This window comes from Halioxenophilus aromaticivorans, from assembly GCF_042850945.1.
GTDB classification, from domain to species: domain Bacteria; phylum Pseudomonadota; class Gammaproteobacteria; order Pseudomonadales; family Cellvibrionaceae; genus Halioxenophilus; species Halioxenophilus aromaticivorans.
In genome coordinates this window covers 1,457,127-1,478,758 of record NZ_AP031496.1, presented here as the reverse complement: position 1 = coordinate 1,478,758, position 21,632 = coordinate 1,457,127, and the positions used below count along the sequence as shown (strand labels likewise).

Sequence of the window (21,632 nt, the reverse complement as noted above, 5' to 3'; positions counted from 1 at the left end):
AATTAATCTATAGCTGAAATCGCATCATATATAACCTTCACAGATTTTGAAGACGGATCAAGATTCAAGAAAAAATCGTCGTTAACAGAGCTCTGGTTTAGGCGTTTAAAATAAGAACTTTCATCAACAACCATATCCCAATTCAAATTACTATTCATTTCTTTGTACGAATCCTTAAAAACTCTAACCAAAGCGGAGAATCCAATAGACTTGTTTAACGATGATTTTTTCTCAGCTTTTGACCATGCCTTTGGCCACTTCCTCTTAACTGCATTAAAGAAATTAACTAGATTTGAGGCAATAATCTCATCTCTATTTTCAACAAATGCTTTTCTAAAAAAATGCTTTTCTAAGCTCGCATCATCCATATAAGAGAGCTCCTTTTTCTTTCTCCAGAACTTTGACTCAGACAAATAATAATCTCTATCAGATTTAGGATCTGGCGATATGAGCTTAACTAAATTCTCGACAAAAGTAGCCTGTGTAAGAAACTCATTCTTTACACCCGGAGTAGCCACTCCTAATCGTTTTATAGATCTATAAAATGGACTTTTAGACTCTGAGTTTAATATTACAGCAATATCATGGCATGTCCTTTCAGGACTCCTAGAATCAGCTAGGGCTTGAAGGTCATAAACCAAGCTCTTATTGACCTTGGTTTGCGCCAAATTAACAGTTGCAAATATCCCTGCTTGCGTAGATATATCCGCACCAACAAAAATAGTTACTAAAAGCTGAAACTTCGAAAAACTACCATCGGGATTTTCGAATTCAAAATTATGTTCATTAAATCCTGCTAAACGATGCTGACCATCTAATATTGAAGCAATTTTATCATCCCGATCATCTTCGGATAAAAGCTTGACCTTTTTATCCTGATCACTCCATTCAACATTATCCTCATCGACAGATAAGATAATTGAACTTGGGAAGGTGGCGTCAATAGTTTTTATATAGGAACTGATTTCTTTCACCCTATTAGGCTTCAACTCTCTTTGAATACCAAGGTATTTTCCAACGTCATCATTCTCCATTTTGCGAACATCAGCTTCCGATATCCTAGCGACATCTTCAGCGTTCATGACTCCACAATAAAACTCACCTACAGGCTGACTTACCTTAATAGCATCAAACTCTACAACGAGCTTCATCATACCTGCTCCTTATTAAACACTTTACTACTTAGTGATTTCTGGCCCCTAAAAACGCTCGCCGTATAGTCCGAAGGGGGATTGTTTTCATAGTATGCTGAGTAATACCACACCAAAAGTGATATGAAATATATAGGGTACGCAAAATAAATTAGATCGTTTGAAAATATCGCATCAAGATAATCAAGTGTTTCTTTTTCCAAGCTCATACTTTCATTTGAGAGCAACTGGCCAATTCTAAAATACGCGAAAGTTCCGACGCCCCCTATCAATGAAACCAACGAAAAAAAGAATACGATCCCGAACATTCTAAAATGATTTTTTACTCTCCCTGCGACCTTCTTCACGAGCAGCCAAAAAAAAGGCGTTATCATTGCAGTTGTTAGAATAAACACCTCACCGCCCCTCATTGTATCTTTTAAGGCATCCCAATAGCTCATAGAAAACATCCAGTTCCTAAGTGCTGCATCCACTATCATTGGTAAAAAAGAGCCCAAAAGCATCCAAAAGCATGCACTTATTGTTTGCTTGTGCGTATCAAACACTATCAACCCCCCTCAAATTATCCACCAACTCCCAAAATGCCAAATCTTTAATTTTAGCCACTTTTTTCTTACCATCCACGCACAAGCTATGATGCTTCTCGAGCTTACGGATTTGGCCCATAAAGTATTCTTCATCACCTTTCGTTTGCGTATTAAATATCGCCTTGATTTCCTGAGACTTGATGTTCGCCACCTGATGAATTACCCATGAAAGGATCAGTGTCGAGTAGTCGTTATCCCCGGTTTTAAAGTGAGTTAGTTCTTGCGTCGACAAAATAGTACCTACCCCAAATTCACGCCCCTCTTTCAGAATCTTCTTTAAGCTCTCGAAGTCCTGCGACATAAAGTTGTCTGCCTCATCAACTAGGATCATCTTGGAGATCTGACGGAAGTTGCCATCCAGTTTTGAACTGCCTTGCTGATGCATTTGGGTGTAGAACAAATCAAGGGTCAGAGCGACCACCAGGTTCTGAATGCTAGGGTCGTAGCCCGACAGATTGATTACCGTCACCCCATCCACGAGATCATAAAGCGATTTAGTCTTGCTGCTGTCTGGCTCGAAAATTTCAAAGCTGATTAAATCGTCCAGTGCCGCATAGAGTGAATCCTGCTCAATTTTATCCTGAGCTTGAAATTCTGCCCACACGTCCGCCAAAGTCGGCGGTAGCTTGCTCCACGTGCTCTTATCCTGAGGATGAATACCGGCTGCTTCGTAAGCATCCATAACCAAAGTCCGCGCTTTGTTTTGCTGCTTGGCCCCTAATCCGAATGCTTTGGAAATGGTTGTTCTAAAGAGATTCGCCGTATGCATTGGCTGCATCGGCCTATCACCAAATATAGCCAGTGGGTTAAATGGCAGATGGTACAAGTCATAGACCTTAGCTCCTGTCGCCTCAACAAAGTCATCTTTAACGTAATCAGCCTTGTAATCGAAGATCAGAATGCCAATAGGCGTACCACACACATTGTTATGCTGGTTACGCACCAACTGAGTAATCATAGACTTAGTGAACTGCGTCTTTCCCGTACCCATGGTGCCAATAATACCGGTGTTGGTATTAAACAGCTTTTCGGTATTTGTAGGCTCCCATAGTACTGGTTGATTACTGGACACATCGGTACCGAACTGAATAACCAGAGGCTCTGTTGGCTTGACTGCCTCCGCTGGGTTACTAGGCAAGGATGCATTGTATATGGCCGAGGGCTCTGCAGCCTTAGGACGCCCAACATCAGGGGCTGATGTATTCGCGCCAGCTTCGGTCTCAGAAGATTCACCAACCCCACTGGACTCTTGATTGACTGGTACATCGCTAACAGAATCACTAAGAATATAGTAATTAGGTACTGCCAATAGGTGGCCTGCCTGAAGCTCTTCTTTCAACTTCTCGTAGGGCTGATGAACTAAGCCTGCAAGCTTGCTCATTGGGATGTCAATTTCAAGAATTCCCTCGATCTCTTCGTAACGTTCTGTGACACAGGAATCTGTATTAAGATGAGCTACGACCATTCCTAAGGGGTAGTTTTTCAGTTGTGCTAATTCGTAAGCACCTTCTAACCACTCTTCCCGTGTGGACAACAGCTCTTCAAAGTAGTCATCACTGAATACCTTATAAAGCTGATACTTCTCAACCTGCAGGAGCACCTGGCGTACAAACAAACCACGATACAACCGACCAGCCAGGTTTTTCTGACCCAGTAATCCTTCCATGTACTCTTTCAATTCACGCGCTTGCTTGCGCGCCTTTTCAAAGTTCGGGCGTGCGCCCGCTTTAGACTCAACCGGCAACAGGTATAGCTTGCCGCCCTTGAAACCGGCAAACAACACATCGTCAGAAATAGCGCCCCGTTTAATACCGAAGTTATGCCGAGAGAAGTCCGAGTCGCTCATTGCCAGCCCAATATTTCCAGCAACGCGAATCATCTCGGCTACAGACAATGGTACCCAGCAGATATCGGACTGAGACAACATCGCAGAAACAGCCTTGTAAGAAGCAATAACCCCTTCTTTGCCCAGTTTCTCCTTGCTTGGGTCGTTCACCATTTGCAAGAGCCACTCACCATTGAAGGCGTTGAACTCGCGCATCAGGCTCTCACCCGACGCGCCAAGCACACTGCGATACAGCTGTGATTGCTTAGTTACTGTAATAGCATCATATCCAGCGGAACTGGTGTATTGATCCGAATAATGAATCAAGATGACGTCATTTGTGTTAGAGAAGAAGTCCAGGGTCACTTTCGGGTCAACAATAGTGACCCATACAGAGCTATCATAGGACTTAGCTAGACGGGTCTTAACTGAATCACTGACCGCAAGGCTAATTGCCGAGTGCTCATGATAAGAGTCACTACTCAAGTGCGTAGGCCGCCACAACGCCCCAAATAAACGCGCAATCTTTAGGTGGGGCTTGTCTGAATAATCAACTCCCTTCAGACCAAACGCCGTAAAGTATGCATCGTTCTCGCTTCGAGATGATTCACCATTCAGCAAGCCGCCACAAGCAACACCAGAGAGGTGCTCATCGATATTGTTGTCACGCGCATCGACAACCTGATTGTTCTTAAAGAATGTGAGATGCGCATAAGCTTGCTTCTCACTCTTACCATTGAGGAACTTGCTGAAGGTCAGTCGGGTACGTAGGACGTCGACAATGGTATCGGTATTTCTCTTGGCCTTACCTTTATCGAGATCGTACCTGTCTTTGATATCATCATAGGTAGCCATCTCGGCAAAAAGATCGAATTCTGTTTCGATCTCTTCGTCGTCATACAGATTGACATGAATGTAGCGACCTTCTTCCAGATGCTCCATGTAGTAGGACAGCAAGCCCCGAAATAGCTCGTGGTTCTCAGCATGGTTAACTGAATTAATGAGTATCGGCGCTGAAGAGACAGTATCGAACAGGCGCGCGAAGGTCTCGGTAAACTCTTCGACTTTGTGTCGTACCAATTTGCTGACGTAATCAAAGCTGCTGTCTTCGTGAGGCACTATTTCCAGCCAGAACGCATTTTCATCAACAGATTGCGTATAGCTGTATTTCTGCTCCTTATCGAACAGATGCGGGATCAATCCACGAGGATTAAGCCGCTTGAGGGTCACATCAGGAAGGGTGCGAAAACTGAATTCATCGCCTTCGGACTCAATGCTCTCAATAAGATAGAGGTAATAAGACAGTATCAGGGGATGAAACGGGGTTAGATAGCTCTTAACTCGACTTTCTTCAGTATCACGAATACTCGCAGTGCCCAGCTTCATCACAAACTTAGTACAGGGAGATAAGGTCTTTCCTCGCTCGACTGACTCGAGGTAGGCGAGATAATTATCTACGTAATTCCTGGCAAGCCCGACCAGGGTGGGACCCCAGCCTTCGAGTGAAGGCAATGTACGCCTACCATGAGCTTTGAAGTGATTGAGAAACGCTATGTAGCTCTGGTGCAGATTTTTAAGCTCAGGGAATGCCGTCAATCCAGAAGCTGGTAGGCCTTTCTCTTGAGATGCATCCCAGAAAACCCATTCTGATGCAATAATTTCCCACTCAGCATCTAAAAGTTGCTTTCGCAGGAATAATTGCATGATTTCCTGGTTTTCTACGACAACTGTACCTTTCGACTCTTTATAGACACCATAGTAATTATCATCGAACATATGACGTGTTCGCCCCGTATCCACAAGGAGCGGTAGCGTAAGTGACTCTTTTGCTGATTCGCCTTCTATCTGAATAGGAAGTAGTGTCTCTCCACTTTTAAGAATGAATCTAACCTCATCAGATTCATCATAGATCTGCTGATAATCGAGCGTGCCAACTTCATTAACATCGATAACCTCATCGTTATCTTTTAATGTTGTCAATGTATCTAAGTTGGGGTTGGTCTCCAATATTTGGACATCAGACTGAATAATGAGCGATTGGCCACGGCCAGTCGCTTTAATCAGATATTTGTTGATAATATCGTCGAAGCAGAACTTCCCCTCCGGCAGCACAAGGCAGTGGAACTTGAACTGCTCGCTGGAAATCTCTCGCTTTGTTTTCACAGAGAAAAATAAAGGTTCCGGAGTCACCTCACCTGTAATCGTGAGTGTCGTATTGTTACCACGGGGTTTGTGGTCTGGCACCAACAGCTTGGCCGCCTTATTAGGTTTTACCTCGAACTCGCTCTTTTCTGTTCTAGCACCGGTGAACTTAAAATTGACCTGGAAGGTACTTTGATCCGCTAGAACCTCTAATAGGATGTTCTGATCACGCTGTCCGGCTGCGGTTTCCGTCTTACTTCGACGCTGAAGATTTCCGCTAGCACTAGTAACATCGATGAATTCTAAAGCTTGCTTTTTTTGCCTTTGGATTTCAGCGACAAGCTCATCGTAAGTTCGATTCTTCCAGTCATCACTGTCTATAAAGTTATCCTTTATAAACTTTCCGCCAAACCTGCTTAAGCGGTCTTCCAGCTCGGCTGGATGATGTTCAAGTTCAAATTCAATTTCAGATCTAAGCTTCCGGTTTTCTTCTAAACGGCGTTCAATCTGTCGTTGATTAGGGGGAGTCGTTGCGCCGTCCCATGAACCGGTCAGGAGCGGATCATTAAACAACCCTAACTCATCAAATCTCAGATCACCGTCTATCATTGACTCGTAAAGGCTACGATACCCGAAAATACTGGCGCCATCGGACGCAACAATCTTTGCTTGCAAATCAAGCAAGCACTTTGACGTTTGCCTATTGGTCATGCTGTCGTCAATTAGACTTTCAAGAAGCTCTCTGATTTTTGCAACTGACCAAATGGCTCCTGCTTGGGCTAGGTCGAATGTACTATTCGTAATGGTATCGAGCGCGCTGTTGTGCACCATAATCAGAGCACGTTCATCATCTACAACACTATCTCTGAGTTTCGCCAAATAGTTGTCGGTATAACACCCATCCTCTACCGATCTTTCTTCTGCGTGCCCAGCGATCAAAACCTGGATGCCATTTATATTCAGATAACTGAGGGGGGTTTCTTCGTCTTGGACAGCACCATCGGCGGCATCACGTAACGCAGCCAGCAGGCGCACGGTATTCTCCGGGTCTGTTGAGCGAAATTGGAAACGATCACCAGGCTTGAGCCTTTCTGACAACCAGGTTTTCAGGTGATTGACGAGAAAACCTTCAAATTGTTTTTCGGACATATACCGCATCCCCGCTGTCGCTCATTCGCTCGAGATTTCCTACTCGCTCGTAAAATTCCATTAGCGCTTGTTGAGACTGTTGATCAAACCAGACTCCCCGGCGCTTAAACTCTTCAATTAGCTGTTGATATTGAAGTTTTTCTTTGTTTCCCACTGCCAGATTCGTCAACAGCAATAGGTAGTCCTGATTCATAATCAGTACTCGTCCACCACGCTTACGATTCTGGATAAAATGGCGAGCCACTTCAGATTCGAATGAAGCAACTACTTTCCTGTTTACAGTCAATTGACTAGAGCGTGGCTGGCTAAATATCTCTTTCGCCGTTGAAACTATGGCTTTGATTACATCTTTTGATGTACTTGGTTCACGACTCAAAGGTTCCCGCCTTCGAGTCTCTCGATAGCGTTTAAGAAAACTCTTTAATCCGCTAGTTAGCTCACCACTCTCCTCTTCTGACAACCCCTCAAGATATTGAAAATGCTTCCATAATGGATAGCGGGTCGCTTCTTTGTTATCAGGCTGATTGAGGTACTCAAGCGCAGACAACACCGGGAAAAGGTCTTCGACATAATCGATAAGAGAACTCAAAGCCTCACGAACGTAAGTACGCTCGCTACTGGCTCGTTCAGTATCCATGATGAAGTAAAGTGGCTTGCTGGTAGGCTCAGTGTGCCAGCTACGAAGGTTCATCGCCAACTGGGCGCTATAGAGAAAATTGTATAGCCCTACAAAAGCCTTCAAATTCTGCATCATGTAACCAGGGTATCGACACAGCAGAGATAGGTCGGCTGCGAAAACCTCTCCCATAAAGGGCAGATAGTCTTCCGTTGCATCCGGTGGAGATAGCTCACAAACAAAGGATTGAAACTCGTCGAGCAGCTCGGCTTCTAGAAAGTTCAGATTTTCAGAAGAGACGGTTGTTACCTCTGGCCAGGAAAGCAGCATGTTGCCTAATACCGTACCCACATGCCGCGTATTTCCGGATGATGCACCACCTGCCTTGAACAACATGAAGTCAGGCGACACCTGGAAGAGGCCTTTGGCATTATCATCGAAGTACATGTGCTGTAAGAGGTTTTCAAACTCTTCATCAGCGATTTTCTTCGATAATCGCGCAATACTCGCCTCTATATACCTATCAATAGCGGCCCCTTTCTTTAACGCTTTTCGCCAAGCAATAGAAAGTAACTCTCCAGCAACAGCCATAACGTCAGGATCGCCAATCTTCTCTCCGCGTTGCTGTCGAAATGTCAGAAAGTGATTGACGAAATTGCGGTCTTTAATCTCTACAGAAGCTGCCGCCTGTAAATTGTCCCTCAAACTCATTAGCAGGCCTCCGCTACGAATTCATCATCTTCCAGCAGTAGAGACCAATTGCCACTTTCTCTATGAAAGTATAAAGTTTCACTTTTTAAGGCGATCCTGGTTATTTCCTCAACAACCTCTTCAAGAATAACAACCGTATTTTTATCATGCCTATTAGGCCTGTAGCCTGCCATGATACGCTCTGTCAGCTCTAGAAAAGAGATCGATACAGGAAATGTTTTTACAGGCTCTTCTCCAACTTTTATCGCTGCAAAAAAATTGCTTATCTGATCTGAGTTCGTCTCTTTGAGTAATCCAAAATCTATACCCATATCCACTTTGGCGGATATTATTACGCCATTGCGTTCCGCAAGATAGAGGCCATCGCCAACAATTTTTGGAGCTAGGCGGTTTGCATATTTGACTAAACTAGCGATTATAGTTTTATTGTAAAAATTTCTGAGTTTCCTCTTGTCTAATGGCGGACGATGTAGCTGCCATATCTTGATATAGTCTTCGAAGATAGTAATTTCGAAGTCTGCCGAAAACTGTTTGTGATAATTATTTTCAAAATCAACATCTCGAAGAAGATAGAACACCCTTATCCAACAATTAGGTGACATTTCTACGGCACCATATCGGCTTTGATACTCGGCTTTGAATTTTTCAAAAACCTCATCATCTATATCAAGCGAACGCTGAACAATAAACTCGTCTATCCTCTGAGAACGCCTCTGACAAGGGTCAAGATTCGAAAAACTCTCTCCCAACCCACCAGAAGCCGAGGAAAATAGGTTGTCATAAAGATTTGACCCTCCAGCAATCAAGTTATGAATAAAATCGAGGATGGCACGAGCAGAGAAAAACTGGTCGTATTTCAAGCGAACATGAAGCAATTCTTTTACTATAATTTTCTGCACACTTTCTTCTTGCAATATCCGGTAGTTGTGATATTCCAGCTTGTGATGATTTTTTTCATCATCAAGGTAAGCGGAGTATAAAAGATTTTCATTGCTTTTAGCCGTCACCTTCGCGAAGAGCTCAGAAATGAACTCTGACCCTACATTGCCTTCTTCCAGACTGAACTTCGGATAGTCCTCAAAACTCAGAAAATGATAACATTCAAAGTCTCGCTCACCTTGAATAAAACGTCCAATGGCGTCTCTAATCTGTGAATGCCGCTCAGCCCCAGCATTTTGAAAGTTGAACATCATTCCAATGTTTATGCCAACAATCAGCGGTCGCTCCGACTCCTGATGTTCATCAAACAGCTGATTAAGCGCTTGTACTGCATCCTGATCTGGTTTAAAGCTGTGTGTTGCATCTAGATGGAAGCGATATTGTTTTGAATATTTCTCGTAGTGCCGCCGAAGAATTTCAGATTTCCCATCTCCACTTGAGCCGCAAAGAAACAGAATACTGTCTGAAGACGGTGTGGAATCTAGCGCCTTAACAAACTGCCTTTCAATTTCTGTTTCGACGTACAAATAGGATCGTAGATTCTCAACTTCATGTGATGATTTTTTGAGCGTTGATACCGCTTGTGCAGAGGACCTAGCTAAGGTACCTAAAAGGTCTTGAAAATCCATATACATCCTTTAAGCCAACCAGATTGGCATTGCTCGTATTTTAATGTAACAAATCTCATCTAAAGAGTGTTACTAACTTAGCGGAAAGGCCAAGTGGGCTGAATTCTATATTGCCTTGCATTTCGATAGGCAGTCAACGAGCCATGAACCGTACAAACTCGAGCCTTCTTATGCCCCACACACCTACCCCCACCCCCACAAAAACGGTAGACTCACGCCCTCTTCACTGTCACCAGAATGATCACTTTATAACCATGGCCAAACCCAGCGCTAAGCCCTCATCGTCCAGCTCGCTTGAGCATCACCCCCCCATGATGCAGCAATATTTAAAGATTAAAGCCCAACATCCGTACGAGTTGGTGTTTTATCGTATGGGGGATTTTTACGAGCTGTTTTTTGATGATGCCAAGAAGGCGGCGGAGCTGTTGGATGTAACCCTTACTGCGCGCGGTAAATCCGCTGGCGAGCCTATCCCCATGGCGGGGGTGCCTTACCATGCCGCCGAGGGGTATTTGGCCAAGCTGGTACGCATGGGTGAATCTGTAGCCATTGCCGAACAAATTGGCGACCCAGCCACCAGCAAAGGCCCGGTGGAGCGCAAGGTGGTGCGGGTGGTTACCCCCGGCACGGTAAGTGACGAAGCCTTGATGGATTCCAGCCGCGATAATTTACTGGTGGCGGTGCACGAGCACGATAACAGTTTTGGTATTGCCAGTTTGGATATTGGCAGTGGCCGTTTCCAGGTGTTGGAAGTGGTGGGCCTGGAGGCCGCAGGCAGTGAGATTCAGCGCCTGCGCCCGGCAGAGTTGTTAATGGCCGATAGCACGGCCACAAGCCCCCTGGCGGAGAACCAGCGCGGTGTGCGCCGCCGTGCCCCCTGGGAGTTTGATTTAGAAACTGCAGAGCGCCTGCTGTGCCAGCAGTTTAGCACTAAAGATTTATCTGGCTTTGGCTGCCATGAAATGCACCTGGCGTTATCTGCCGCCGGCTGCCTGCTGGCCTACGCCCAGGAAACCCAGCGCACGGCCCTGCCCCACATTAAAGCCATAAGCCCGGAAGACCGCAACGAAGCCGTGGCCATGGACAGCGCCACCCGCCGCAATTTAGAGCTGGATATCAACCTCAATGGCTCGGAAGAGCACACACTGCTTTCTGTTTTAAACACCTGCGCCACGGCCATGGGCGGGCGCTTGCTGCGCCGCTGGTTAAACCGGCCCATTCGCCAGCTGGCGGTGCTTACCGCCCGGCAAGATGCCGTGGCCAGCTTGCTGGATAACTACGCCTACGAAGCGCAGCACGAGCTGTTAAAAAACATTGGCGATTTAGAGCGCATTTTGGGCCGAGTGGCTTTGCGCTCTGCCCGGCCACGGGATATGTCTCGCCTGTGCCGATCTTTAGCGGTGTACCCAGAACTGCAACAGGCCTTGGCCAGCCACGACAGCGAGCACCTAAAACAATTGGCAGTGGAAGTTAGCGAATTCCCGGATTTGGTAGACTTACTTAGCCGCGCCATTGAAGAAAACCCACCGGTGGTGATCCGCGAAGGCGGTGTGATTGCCGCCGGTTACGACAGCGAACTCGACGAGCTGCGCGATTTAAGCAGCAACGCCGGCCAGTTTTTGGTGGATTTGGAAACCCGCGAGCGCGAGCGCACCAAAATCAGCACCTTAAAGGTGGGCTACAACCGCGTGCACGGCTATTACATTGAAATCAGCCGGGGCCAATCCGATGGTGCACCGGCGGATTACATTCGCCGCCAAACCCTGAAAAACGCCGAGCGCTTTATAACGCCTGAGCTAAAAGCGTTTGAAGATAAAGCGCTTTCGGCCAAAAGCCGTGCCCTGGCGCGGGAAAAAGCCCTGTACGAAGAGTTAATTGAGCGCGTTAGCGAAGACCTAAGCCGCCTGATGACCTCCGCCGCTGCCGTCAGCGAGCTGGATGTGCTGGTGTGCCTGGCGGAGCGGGCGCAAAACCTAAATTTAAGCCGGCCCGAGCTAACCCCTACCCCGGGCTTGGATGTGGTAGGCGGCCGCCATTTGGTGGTGGAGGAAGTGATCGATACGCCCTTTGTGGCCAACGATTTAAGCCTGGATAACAACCAGCGCATGCTGGTGGTAACCGGCCCCAACATGGGCGGTAAAAGTACCTATATGCGCCAGTGTGCGCTTATTGCCCTGCTGGCCCACATTGGCAGCTACATACCCGCCGAAAGCGGCAAAATCGGCATTGTAGACCGCATCTTTACGCGTATTGGCTCCTCGGATGACCTGGCCGGTGGCCGCTCGACCTTTATGGTGGAGATGACCGAAACCGCCAACATTTTGCACAATGCAACCGATAGAAGCTTGGTGTTGATGGACGAGATTGGCCGCGGTACCAGTACCTTTGATGGGCTGTCTTTAGCCTGGGCCACGGCGGAATACCTGGCCGAGAAGGTGCGCGCCTTTACCCTGTTTGCCACCCACTATTTTGAGCTTACCCAGCTGCCGGAGCTGCTGCCCGGCGTGGCCAACGTGCATTTGGATGCCACCGAGCACAACGATGACATCGTGTTTTTGCACCGCATCCAACTGGGCGCGGCCAGCAAAAGCTACGGCTTGCAGGTGGCCAAGCTGGCCGGCATACCGCAACACGTGCTCAGCGCCGCCCAGGGCCACTTAGAGCGGCTAGAAAGCGGCCAGCCCGTGGCGGATGTGTCTGCTGTGGCTACACCTCCAACTAAACCTAAAAATACTCCTAGCACTGCGCCGCAAGCTACACCGGGGACTACACTAAAAACCGCACCGGCCCCTGCAGCCTGCCCTGATTCCCGCCCAGCAGCGGCCAAACCGGCACCTAAAAGCTCTCCTAAGGCACCCGATCAGCCCATGCAGCCGGATTTTTTTGCGGCCGCGCCGCACCCAGCCGTTACCGAGTTACAGGCGTTGAATTTGGACGATGTAACGCCCCGGCAGGCGCTGGACTTGCTCTATACTTTGCAAGGCTTAACCAAGCAGTAGGCCCGGGGGGCTAAAAACCGCGTGCATTTTTATTGAGCTGCGCTAAAATGCGCCGCTCGCAGAGTAACCAAGTTTTTTCGGAGCACAGCATGACCTTTGTTGTTGGCGACAACTGTATCAAATGCAAACATACCGACTGTGTAGAAGTATGCCCAGTGGATTGTTTCTACGAAGGCCCTAACTTCCTGGTAATTCACCCAGACGAGTGTATTGATTGCGCCCTGTGTGAGCCAGAATGCCCAGCCGAGGCGATCTTCTCTGAAGATGAGCTGCCTGCCGGCCAAGAGGTTTACATTGAGCTTAACGCCGAGCTGGCGGAAGTATGGCCCAATATTACCGAGAAAAAAGACGCCCCCGCCGATGCCGAAGAGTGGGATGGCGTTGAGAACAAACTGCAATACCTAGAACGCTAAGGTTCAACTGGGCCGTTTTCTAGCACGGCCCCAGACAACCTAGCCACAAAAGCAGCGCAAGCTGCTTTTTTTGTGTATATCGGTTTTACCTCTGTTGTAAATCGAGCACTTCAATAAACTCGCCCCGCCCTATATCTAAGCAGTAACGCCAGGTTACGTTGTAATTATCGATTAGAGCTCCAAATACCCGCTGGGTGTCGATGGCTTGGTATTTTGGCCGCGGGTCTTGGGCCAGTACCTCTTGCAGCAAACTCTTAAGCCCCGCGTTTGCGCCAATTTTAGTGTTGGCAAGCTCGGAGAACGCCACCGTCATGGCCGGCGGCTCTGCCGGTGCTACGAGGTTCTCTGCACCGGCAATGCTATCGGCGTAAGGCACGTAGGGTTTGATATCCAACACCGGCGTGCCATCCACCAAATCTACTCCGGTTACCCGCAATTGCACGCCGTTTGGGCCCTGCTCTATGCCTTGCAAGGCCACTACAGAGAGGCCAATGGGGTTAGGCCGCACCGGCGAGCGGGTGGCAAACACCCCCAACTTTTGGTTACCGCCCAGCCGTGGTGGCCGCACCTTGGCCCGGGCCGGGGTGTTAAGGTGTTGATGAAACACAAACTGCAACCAAATATGGCTGACCTGCTCTAGCCCCGCTACGTAATCTGCGCTGTTGCACGGCGGCAGCAATTCGATAACGGCCTGGGCACTGGGTGCCAAGCCGCTTTGCCGGGGCACGGCGAACTTCTCTTTAAATACCGAGCGTACGATGGCCACGGGCTGAAACTGAAAGGTGTGATGCTCGCTTGAGGTTGGCATGATTGGCGGTGTCTGATTTTGACAGTAACAAAAGCGCTACAGTTTAAAGTTGCTAGCGAGGTTATACCATACACACTGCTACGAGCAGAGAGACAACTTTCAAACCAGCTACCAGCACGCGGTTTGTTTGCGGTTTAAAAAGCGAGCGGAGATGTGAAGCTGCTATCCATAAAAACTGGCCATACAAACTAAACCTACAAGCTAAACCTACAAACTAAACCGACGAGCTAAACCTACAAGCTATCCCTGCAAACTATCCAATAAAATCTGCTCTGTGAAAATCCACTCGTCACCCATTCCTGGATTTTAAACGCAAAAAACCGCGGCCTTTGCCACGGTTTTAATGCTTGCCAAGCTGTGCGAGTAGTGCCACTGGTTCCCAGTTAGAGATCTGAATCATCGGGCTCTTTTTTGGATTCACTGGAATGTATTTTCCCTTTAACAAAATGCAAACTGGCGTACACCAACAATAGCACCACAGGTAATGCGCAGGCTTTTACCAAAGAAGTATTAATGGAAATTCCATAGGCTTTAATGCCATCTAACGCTACGCCCAATAACCCCAGTATGTAATAACCGAGTACCACAACCGATAAACCTTCTACGGTTTGTTGCAAGCGTAATTGCAATTTGCCACGGCGGTTCATGGTGGATAACACCCGTTGGTTTTGCTCTTGAATGGACAAATCCACCCGGGTTCGCAATAGGCTGGTGGTTTGGTGAATGCGTTGCGATAAATCTTCCAGCCTATCCCGGGCGGAAATACAGGTTTTAATGCCGGGGGTTAACCGGCGCTCTAAAAACTCACGCAGGCTTTGTAAGCCATCCACCGTGGTTTCTCGCAACTGCTTTAAGCGATCTTGTACCAAATCGTAGTAAGCGATGGATGCGGAAAATCGATAGTTAGTATCCGAGCGATAACGCTCCACTTCTGCCGCCAAATGGGACAGCGCTTGCAGCAATTCTCTTTCGTCTCGCGATTTATCAATCTCGGAAATATTTTTATTCAAAGCCGTGTGGGCGTCTACGATTGGGTCCAGGTCGCTGACCAATTTGCGGGCAATGGGCAACGATAGCAGCGACATCAAACGGTAGGTTTCTAATTCACATAGGCGCTGAACTAAGCGGCCGGTTTGATAGGCGGTGAGCCCCTTGTTGAGGATGACCATTCTGCCAAAGCCATCGCTGTGCAATTTAAACGACGTCCAAACCTGGGCTTGCTGATCCATAACTAAAGAGCCGGATTTGCGCTGGCCTTCAAACCAATGTCGCAAGGTGGGTTTATCTGGCTCTTCATTGATGACCACCAGGTTAGTCGCCACCATGATTTTGCCGGGCATAGAATCCAACCAATCTTTGGGGATAAACGCGAGGGCGTCGTCAGAAAACGGTGTAACAGCCGGGCATAAAAAGGTGAAATTGGCAAACTCCGTATGGCGCTCCCAACGCAGTTCAAAGCCACCAAAATCTTGATACAAACACGTGGCTTCTTCGGCTGGCGAAGGCACGCTATATCGGCGGCAAAGGTCAATCACATGGGCGGTTATTGCTTGGGGGTTGTCTTCAAACATCACCGTTAGGTGAGTGACCTGGCACGCCCCTTCAATAATCGGCGACGGGCGATTGTGTAACTCGTCGTAGAGCGCGGTGCGCAGAGGGTGAACTCTGAGCGAGACGGTTGGCGTTTTGACTTCCGGTGCAGCGTTTTCTAATTGAATATTATTGGCCACGGATCTTTAGTCCCTTAACAACGATAAATTTCGGATAATAACCAATGAGCACTTGATTTACAGGGGCTTTGCAGGCGCAATTAGTAGCACTTTAGTCACCTACTAGGCCCCCATCAGTCTCATCTGTTTGGCTAATTGCCAAGCTGTAACTCAGGCACTGCCAACGCCCTATATCACTATTGATAACCTACTTACCAGCGGCCGGAGTGCTCAACCAGGGCCGGCCGCCACCAGTGCGATATTGTTTATTCAGGCTGCAAAAATCGAACCTGGGCTATAAGTAGATGTGGCTAGTTGAGCTAGGAGACCAGGGATAAAGGATTGGGGCTGGCAGTTTGGGGATAGGAAAATTAGGATAAGAGATCGGGAATAGCACACTGGGTGCGAAGATCTCACCTTTACGGTAGGCGCTGCCGTTTCTGCAAGGCAAAAAAAACCGCGGGCTAAGCCGCGGTTTCAAGGACTAATGTAACTAGGACACTACTGCTAACTTAGGCACCGAAAAGGCTGCTGCCATCGAGACCTTGGGATTCTAAAATATCGCGCAGGCGCTTAAGGGCTTCAACTTGAATTTGGCGAACACGCTCGCGGGTGAGGCCAATCTCGCGGCCAACTTCTTCCAGGGTGCTCATCTCGAAGCCGCGCAGACCAAAGCGGCGGGCGATGACTTCGCGTTGTTTTTCGGTTAACTCGCCCAGCCAGTTGTCGATGCTGTGGCACAGGTCGCTGTCTTGTAACAGGGCCGATGGATCAGACATATTTTGATCTGGCACTGTGTCGGACAGGGTTTTTTCTGAGCTGTTGCCGATGGGCACGTCCATGGAAGTAACGCGCTCGTTGAGTTTTAGCATGCGCTCAACGTCTTCTACGGGTTTATCCAACAGCTTGGCAATTTCTTCTGCGGTTGGCTCGTGGTCTAGCTTTTGTGAAAGCTCGCGAGCTGCACGCAGGTATACGTTTAATTCTTTAACCACATGAATGGGCAAACGGATGGTGCGCGTTTGGTTCATGATGGCGCGCTCGATGGTTTGACGAATCCACCAAGTGGCGTAGGTAGAGAAGCGGAAGCCGCGCTCTGGGTCGAACTTTTCTACCGCGCGAATCAGGCCGAGGTTGCCTTCTTCAATAAGATCTAGCAGTGCCAAGCCACGGTTAACGTAGCGGCGGGAAATTTTAACCACCAAACGCAGGTTGCTTTCAATCATGCGCTTACGGGAGGCTTCGCAACCCTTTAAGGCTTTGCGAGCGAAGTAGACTTCTTCTTCGGCAGACAGCAGTGGCGAAAAGCCGATTTCATTTAAGTACAGCTGGGTGGCGTCTAGGTTTTTACCAACGTCTTCCGCTTCGCTGTAAGTCGACATATCGACTTCGACATCACTGGAAGACTCTTCAGCATCGGCTTCAAATTCGACGTCATTTTCGATCTCTTGGTTGACTAGCACGCTATCGTTGCGTTGTTCGCGTTTTGAATTCTGTAGTGTCACTGCCATGGTCCTAGCCCTTTCAGTATCGGTTTTTTTTGATCGAAGTGACGGCGACTGCGCGCCCATTTTCAGCCCGGACTCTCTCACCACCTTGGACTTAAAGCCTTCGCTTTTTTATGGGTGCTGATACCGCACTTAGCCGTAGTTTTAAGCTGTTACCTTTTGGGCAGCACTCGCAAAGGATTGATCGGTTTACCGTCTTTGCGAATCTCAAAATACAGCTTTGCTTTTTCCGTCCCGCTGGAACCTATTTCGGCAACTTTCTGGCCCGCTTGAACATCTTTACCTTCAGCCACTAATAAATGATCGGCGTGGGCGTAGGCACTTAAAAACTCTTTGCTGTGCTTAATGATCAGAAGCTTGCCGTAACCTCTTAATCCTTCTCCTGCGTAAACGACGGTGCCGTTTGCAGCAGCCATTACAGATTCTCCTTTTTTAGCTGCGATGGCAATACCCTCAGAATTGGGCTTGCCGTTCACATAAGTGCCAACCACCGGGCCCGGTGCAGGCCAGTGCCAGCGTACGTTTTGCGAGGAATGAGAATAAGTTGCAACCGATGAATTTTGTTTCGTTAACGGATTTGAACGTGAAGTCGACGGTTTTTTGACGTTTGTTGAGGTGGTATTGGGCGCAGGCCGCGTGGGAGCACGGGCGATGACCTTAGGCTCGCTTTTCGTAATAGCAGGAGGATTATCTGTACGTAGATTGAGTATTTGGCCTGAGTAAATGCTATAAGCAGCGCCAATATTATTAGCCCTGGCTAAATTTCTGTAATCTAATCCGTACCGCCAGGCAATGGAATACAGGGTTTCGCCGGGCGCAACCACGTGTTTGGTGAGTTTTCGGGACGGAGGCTGGTCGAGATCGACGACAGGCGCCGGGCCGCTGGGTGTGCTGCACGCCGCCAAAAAAACGCACCCGATCAAGATCTTGAACACCTGAGGCATGCAGCTCACATCACAAGCCCCAGCCGTCGGGTGATAACTTGGCAGTGAAGTTCAAGATTTTGATGCCCCCCCTTATTACCATTTAACTTATATTAGTTAAACTTTATGCTCATTGATTCTAAAAAATTTTGTAAAATGGCGCTTAATTTGAGCTTATTTAACAGCAACCCTGCATATATTGCGTGATTGGGGGAGCAATTCATCACTGGCATCCAATAAAAATAGGCTAAAAAACCGAATTATCCAGTTTATTTGCGACTAATAAACTCTATTGCCAGCACCATCACTAGCCCCACCACGGCCGCTATTATGGCCATTATTAAGTAATTAGGTTCGCCAGTAGCCTCGGTAAACTGCCAAGGCAGCAGATTTTGCTGAACTACGGGGATTTCTTCGCCGTGGCGGTCTAGCCGGGTTTCGATCACTTGCTTCCACGGCCAAATTACGTTCAGCGAGCCCAACAAAAAGCCCGTGAGCACCGCCAGCGTGGGGTTGTGGTAGTGGCGCAGCAGCCAAGCCAAAAAGCGCGAGAACAACAAAAGCCCCAAACCGGCACCCAATACAAAGCTGGCCAGCAGTCCCAATTGCAGGTTGCTAAGCGCCTCAATAAACACCGAATACAAGCCCAGCAGCAGCAAAATAAAGCTGCCTGAAACTCCCGGTAATATCATGGCGCAGATGGCCACCGAGCCACCCAGGGCCATTACCCACCAGTGCCCGGGCAATGCCACAGGGCGCAGCACGGATATCGCCAGGGCAATGGCCATTCCCACCACCAACCAGGCCCACAATGTGGGGGTGAGCGGCCGAAACTGTTTGAGCAAGTGCCACACGGAGGCCAGCACTAAGCCCCAAAAGAATGACCACACCAATATGGGATGATTCTGCAAGGCGTACTCGATCACTCCGGCCAGGGTGATGGCGCTGGTAACGATACCGGCGAACACTGCCAGCAAAAAGTTGCCGTTGATCTCTTGCCAAGCGGCCGCCGGGCCACGCTTCACCAGGGTTACCAAGGTTTGTGGGCCAATGCTTTTAATGGAGTTGATCAGTTCTTCGTAAATGCCGGTAATAAAGGCGATGGTGCCACCAGAAACCCCAGGCACCACATCTGCGGCGCCCATGGCCAAACCACGGACAAAAACCAAAAAGTAATGTTTAAACGAGTGCGCCATAGCAACTATCCATGTAGTAAAAACGCTCGGAAAGGGGCTACCGAGTTATTCCAGAAAGAAGGGGTACAAATTTAACCGGCTCTAAGGTGCTGATTTCGTATTCGTCGCGGCAATCGCGTACCAAGGTTAAATACTGAGTGTGCTCACCCACGGGGATCACCAATACGCCACCAGGGGCGAGTTGTGATAACAGTGTTTGTGGGATGGCCGCAGGGGCTGCGGCGCTGAGAATGGCATCGAACTGTTTTGGTTGGGGCCAACCGAGGCCGCCATCGGCGTGCTTCATAACCACATTGCGCAGACCAAGCTGCTGCATACGTCGGCGGGCTTTATCTTGCAGGGGTTTTATGCGCTCCACACTGTAGATTTGCGGGTAAATCTGAGCTAATACGGCGGTTTGGTAGCCGGAGCCGGTGCCAATCTCTAGCACTGATTTGGCGTGAGGAACCGCCTCGTAGAGGACTTCCGTCATGCGGGCAACCACGTAGGGCTGCGACAGGGTTTGGCCGTGGCCAATGGGCAAGGCGGTTTCTTCATAAGCACGATGGCTGAGGGCTTCGTCTAAAAAGATGTGTCGAGGGGTGTTTTCCATCACTGCGAGCACGCGGCGATTTTGAATTCCTCGGTCGCGCAGGCGCTCTACCAACCGGGCGCGTGCGCGGGGAGAGGTCATGCCGAAACCATCTAGCTCTGTTTGCGGTGCCATAGCTGCTGCTTTAATAAACCTTGTACATATATAAGAAGTAAGAACGCTACCCGGGTAGGCGATGATCCATGGATTCCGCCGGCCGAGCGTTGCGGCTATCGGCTACGATTTTTGCAGGTACGCCAGCCACGGTAACCTGGGCGGGTACGTCGGCAATGACCACACTGCCTGCTGCCACTTTTACTCTGCTGCCGATATCCACCGGCCCTAAAATTTTGCACCCAGCGCCCATTAATACGCCGCGGCCAATGGTAGGGTGGCGCTTGCCCACCTCACAACCACTACCACCTAGGGTGATGGAGTGCAGCATGGATACGTCATCGTGGACAATGGAAGTCTCTCCAATGACCACACCGGTGGCGTGGTCGATCATTATGCCAGATCCAATCACCGCTGCCGGGTGAATATCCACGCTGAATCGCTCTGAAATTCGGTTTTGAAAAAACAACGCTAAGGATTGGCGGCCCTGCTGCCACAGCCAGTGGCTTATACGGTAGGACTGCAGCGCGTGGTAGCCTTTGAAGTGCAGCAGCGGGATCATATACTGATCGCAAGCAGCATCACGCTCGTACCAGGCGTTTATGTCGCGCAACATTTGGGTTTCTATAAGCGGGTTATCCGCCAGTGCCTGCTGGCATACCTCGCGCACCAACATGACGGACAAATCCGGCCCAGCCAGCAAATTGGCCAGGGTATAGGTTATGGCATCTTGGAAGCTACTGTGGTTTAAAATGGCACCGTAATAAAAGCTGGCCAAACTGGGCTCGGCCGCGCTAGACACTTCTGCTTCGCATCGAATCGACGGCCAAATACGCGTTAACGTTGGCGGGATTTCGGTAGCGCTGAACGATGTCATGGTGGGCAGGTTCCAATACTGCGGGTTCGATGGCCAAGCATACCCTATGTGGGCACCTTCACAAACCGCTCAATGATCTCATCGAGGTGGGCGAGAATATCGCTTTTTAGCTCAATTCTGCTGCTGGCAATCAGCGCGGCTAAATCGCCGGTGCTGTAGGCCTTTTCGCAGGCTTCGGCCACGGGCCGGTAACTTAAATGCCAGGGTTCTGGGGCCACGCCATAGCGGCTTGGGTGCAGTGCAGCAGAGGATTCATGGCTATAAGGCCGGGTAAAACCTACCTCCGGGTTTTGCACAAGCCACGGTGTTAGCCACTGATGAAATGCGCCAAAAACGCCATCCGGTGCAGTCTCCTGCTGGGTTAGCTGCACTTTGTAGCCGCCCGCTAAAGCGGCGCCGTCAACGATATCTAAGTCGCTACCCCAGTGGTGACGGGAAGTTCCGGGCAGTGCGCTCCATCGCAGGATGGCCTCTACCAAAGACCAGCCATGCAGCGTGCCTTTGCGAATGGGACGCTCCAGAATATCCAACACCGGGCGTTTGCCACAAGCTTTTGCGTTCCAAATGGCCAGTTGTTGGTCAAAACTGCGAAAACAGCTGACAACTTTTACTTCAAAACCTTGCTTTTTTGCTGCATCTGCTAAAATTTTTAATGCGGGTTCCATTTCTGGATGCACTACCGCTTTGACAGAGCCGTATTCAAACAGCCTGACGTGGTTTTCACTCTGACCACTCATGCACTCAAATGTCGGCATCTGTTTCTCT

The 21,632-nt window shown here is 48.8% G+C and carries 15 protein-coding genes; 2 read left to right on the top strand and 13 right to left on the bottom strand.

The window, feature by feature from the left end; translation table 11 throughout:
• Positions 1-2: 2 nt before the first annotated feature.
• From ACGHM3_RS06425 to dptF, 5 genes are read right to left on the bottom strand one after another with little or no spacing between them, the layout of a single operon-like run.
• Positions 3-1,154, bottom strand: coding sequence for a DGQHR domain-containing protein (locus ACGHM3_RS06425; RefSeq protein WP_345427373.1), 1,152 nt, complete (start codon positions 1,152-1,154; stop codon positions 3-5).
• Positions 1,151-1,696 carry a hypothetical protein gene (locus ACGHM3_RS06420; RefSeq protein ID WP_345427371.1) on the bottom strand — a complete coding sequence of 182 codons (546 nt, stop codon included), beginning with the start codon at positions 1,694-1,696 and terminating at the stop codon, positions 1,151-1,153. Before ACGHM3_RS06420 ends, ACGHM3_RS06425 begins: the two co-directional genes overlap by 4 nt.
• Positions 1,689-6,854, bottom strand: coding sequence for a DNA phosphorothioation-dependent restriction protein DptH (dptH, locus tag ACGHM3_RS06410; protein WP_345427369.1), 5,166 nt, complete (start codon positions 6,852-6,854; stop codon positions 1,689-1,691). Before dptH ends, ACGHM3_RS06420 begins: the two co-directional genes overlap by 8 nt.
• Positions 6,835-8,181 (bottom strand): DNA phosphorothioation-dependent restriction protein DptG, encoded by a 1,347-nt coding sequence (dptG, locus tag ACGHM3_RS06405; protein WP_345427367.1) that lies wholly within the window; start codon positions 8,179-8,181, stop codon positions 6,835-6,837. The genes dptH and dptG overlap by 20 nt, the downstream gene beginning before the upstream one ends.
• Positions 8,181-9,749, bottom strand: coding sequence for a DNA phosphorothioation-dependent restriction protein DptF (dptF, locus tag ACGHM3_RS06400; RefSeq protein ID WP_345427365.1), 1,569 nt, complete (start codon positions 9,747-9,749; stop codon positions 8,181-8,183). Before dptF ends, dptG begins: the two co-directional genes overlap by 1 nt.
• A 254-nt stretch (positions 9,750-10,003) precedes the next feature.
• Here dptF and mutS point away from each other — a divergent pair, with 254 nt between their 5' ends.
• Positions 10,004-12,748 carry a DNA mismatch repair protein MutS gene (mutS, locus tag ACGHM3_RS06395; protein ID WP_345427363.1) on the top strand — a complete coding sequence of 915 codons (2,745 nt, stop codon included), beginning with the start codon at positions 10,004-10,006 and terminating at the stop codon, positions 12,746-12,748.
• Positions 12,749-12,837: 89 nt separating this feature from the next.
• Positions 12,838-13,161 carry a ferredoxin FdxA gene (gene fdxA / locus ACGHM3_RS06390; RefSeq protein WP_345427361.1) on the top strand — a complete coding sequence of 108 codons (324 nt, stop codon included), beginning with the start codon at positions 12,838-12,840 and terminating at the stop codon, positions 13,159-13,161.
• A gap of 85 nt (positions 13,162-13,246) precedes the next feature.
• Here fdxA and tsaA read toward each other — a convergent pair whose 3' ends face one another.
• The 8 genes from tsaA to ACGHM3_RS06350 all read right to left on the bottom strand — a co-directional run bounded on the left by tsaA (position 13,247) and on the right by ACGHM3_RS06350 (position 21,622).
• The gene (gene tsaA / locus ACGHM3_RS06385; RefSeq protein ID WP_345427359.1) at positions 13,247-13,969 is read right to left on the bottom strand and encodes a tRNA (N6-threonylcarbamoyladenosine(37)-N6)-methyltransferase TrmO; all 723 of its coding nucleotides are present in this window, start codon (positions 13,967-13,969) and stop codon (positions 13,247-13,249) included.
• A 383-nt stretch (positions 13,970-14,352) separates the two neighbouring features.
• Entirely contained in the window at positions 14,353-15,699 is a 1,347-nt protein-coding gene (locus tag ACGHM3_RS06380; RefSeq protein ID WP_345427357.1) for a DUF3422 domain-containing protein, read from the bottom strand.
• Between the two features lie 491 nt (positions 15,700-16,190).
• Positions 16,191-17,189, bottom strand: a complete 999-nt coding sequence (rpoS, locus tag ACGHM3_RS06375) for an RNA polymerase sigma factor RpoS (RefSeq protein ID WP_345427355.1) — start codon at positions 17,187-17,189, stop codon at positions 16,191-16,193.
• A gap of 149 nt (positions 17,190-17,338) precedes the next feature.
• Entirely contained in the window at positions 17,339-18,130 is a 792-nt protein-coding gene (locus tag ACGHM3_RS06370) for a peptidoglycan DD-metalloendopeptidase family protein (RefSeq protein ID WP_345427353.1), read from the bottom strand.
• A gap of 248 nt (positions 18,131-18,378) precedes the next feature.
• Positions 18,379-19,305, bottom strand: coding sequence for a DUF368 domain-containing protein (locus ACGHM3_RS06365; protein ID WP_345427351.1), 927 nt, complete (start codon positions 19,303-19,305; stop codon positions 18,379-18,381).
• Between the two features lie 37 nt (positions 19,306-19,342).
• Positions 19,343-20,011 (bottom strand): protein-L-isoaspartate(D-aspartate) O-methyltransferase, encoded by a 669-nt coding sequence (locus ACGHM3_RS06360; protein WP_345427347.1) that lies wholly within the window; start codon positions 20,009-20,011, stop codon positions 19,343-19,345.
• Positions 20,012-20,057: 46 nt separating this feature from the next.
• Complete coding sequence (cysE, locus tag ACGHM3_RS06355; RefSeq protein WP_345427345.1) at positions 20,058-20,867, bottom strand: serine O-acetyltransferase; 810 nt, start codon at positions 20,865-20,867, stop codon at positions 20,058-20,060.
• 44 nt (positions 20,868-20,911) lie between these two features.
• Positions 20,912-21,622, bottom strand: coding sequence for a M15 family metallopeptidase (locus ACGHM3_RS06350; protein ID WP_345427343.1), 711 nt, complete (start codon positions 21,620-21,622; stop codon positions 20,912-20,914).
• Positions 21,623-21,632: the final 10 nt, after the last annotated feature.

What these genes read in the sequence shown, in the direction of transcription:
- ACGHM3_RS06425 (WP_345427373.1), bottom strand. Translation starts at nt 1,154, where the DNA reads ATGATGAAGCTCGTTGTAGAGTTTGATGCTATTAAGGTAAGTCAGCCT.
- dptH (WP_345427369.1), bottom strand. Translation starts at nt 6,854, where the DNA reads ATGTCCGAAAAACAATTTGAAGGTTTTCTCGTCAATCACCTGAAAACC.
- dptG (WP_345427367.1), bottom strand. Translation starts at nt 8,181, where the DNA reads ATGAGTTTGAGGGACAATTTACAGGCGGCAGCTTCTGTAGAGATTAAA.
- dptF (WP_345427365.1), bottom strand. Translation starts at nt 9,749, where the DNA reads ATGGATTTTCAAGACCTTTTAGGTACCTTAGCTAGGTCCTCTGCACAA.
- mutS (WP_345427363.1), top strand. Translation starts at nt 10,004, where the DNA reads ATGGCCAAACCCAGCGCTAAGCCCTCATCGTCCAGCTCGCTTGAGCAT.
- fdxA (WP_345427361.1), top strand. Translation starts at nt 12,838, where the DNA reads ATGACCTTTGTTGTTGGCGACAACTGTATCAAATGCAAACATACCGAC.
- tsaA (WP_345427359.1), bottom strand. Translation starts at nt 13,969, where the DNA reads ATGCCAACCTCAAGCGAGCATCACACCTTTCAGTTTCAGCCCGTGGCC.
- rpoS (WP_345427355.1), bottom strand. Translation starts at nt 17,189, where the DNA reads ATGGCAGTGACACTACAGAATTCAAAACGCGAACAACGCAACGATAGC.
- ACGHM3_RS06370 (WP_345427353.1), bottom strand. Translation starts at nt 18,130, where the DNA reads ATGCCTCAGGTGTTCAAGATCTTGATCGGGTGCGTTTTTTTGGCGGCG.
- ACGHM3_RS06365 (WP_345427351.1), bottom strand. Translation starts at nt 19,305, where the DNA reads ATGGCGCACTCGTTTAAACATTACTTTTTGGTTTTTGTCCGTGGTTTG.
- ACGHM3_RS06360 (WP_345427347.1), bottom strand. Translation starts at nt 20,011, where the DNA reads ATGGCACCGCAAACAGAGCTAGATGGTTTCGGCATGACCTCTCCCCGC.
- cysE (WP_345427345.1), bottom strand. Translation starts at nt 20,867, where the DNA reads ATGACATCGTTCAGCGCTACCGAAATCCCGCCAACGTTAACGCGTATT.
- ACGHM3_RS06350 (WP_345427343.1), bottom strand. Translation starts at nt 21,622, where the DNA reads ATGCCGACATTTGAGTGCATGAGTGGTCAGAGTGAAAACCACGTCAGG.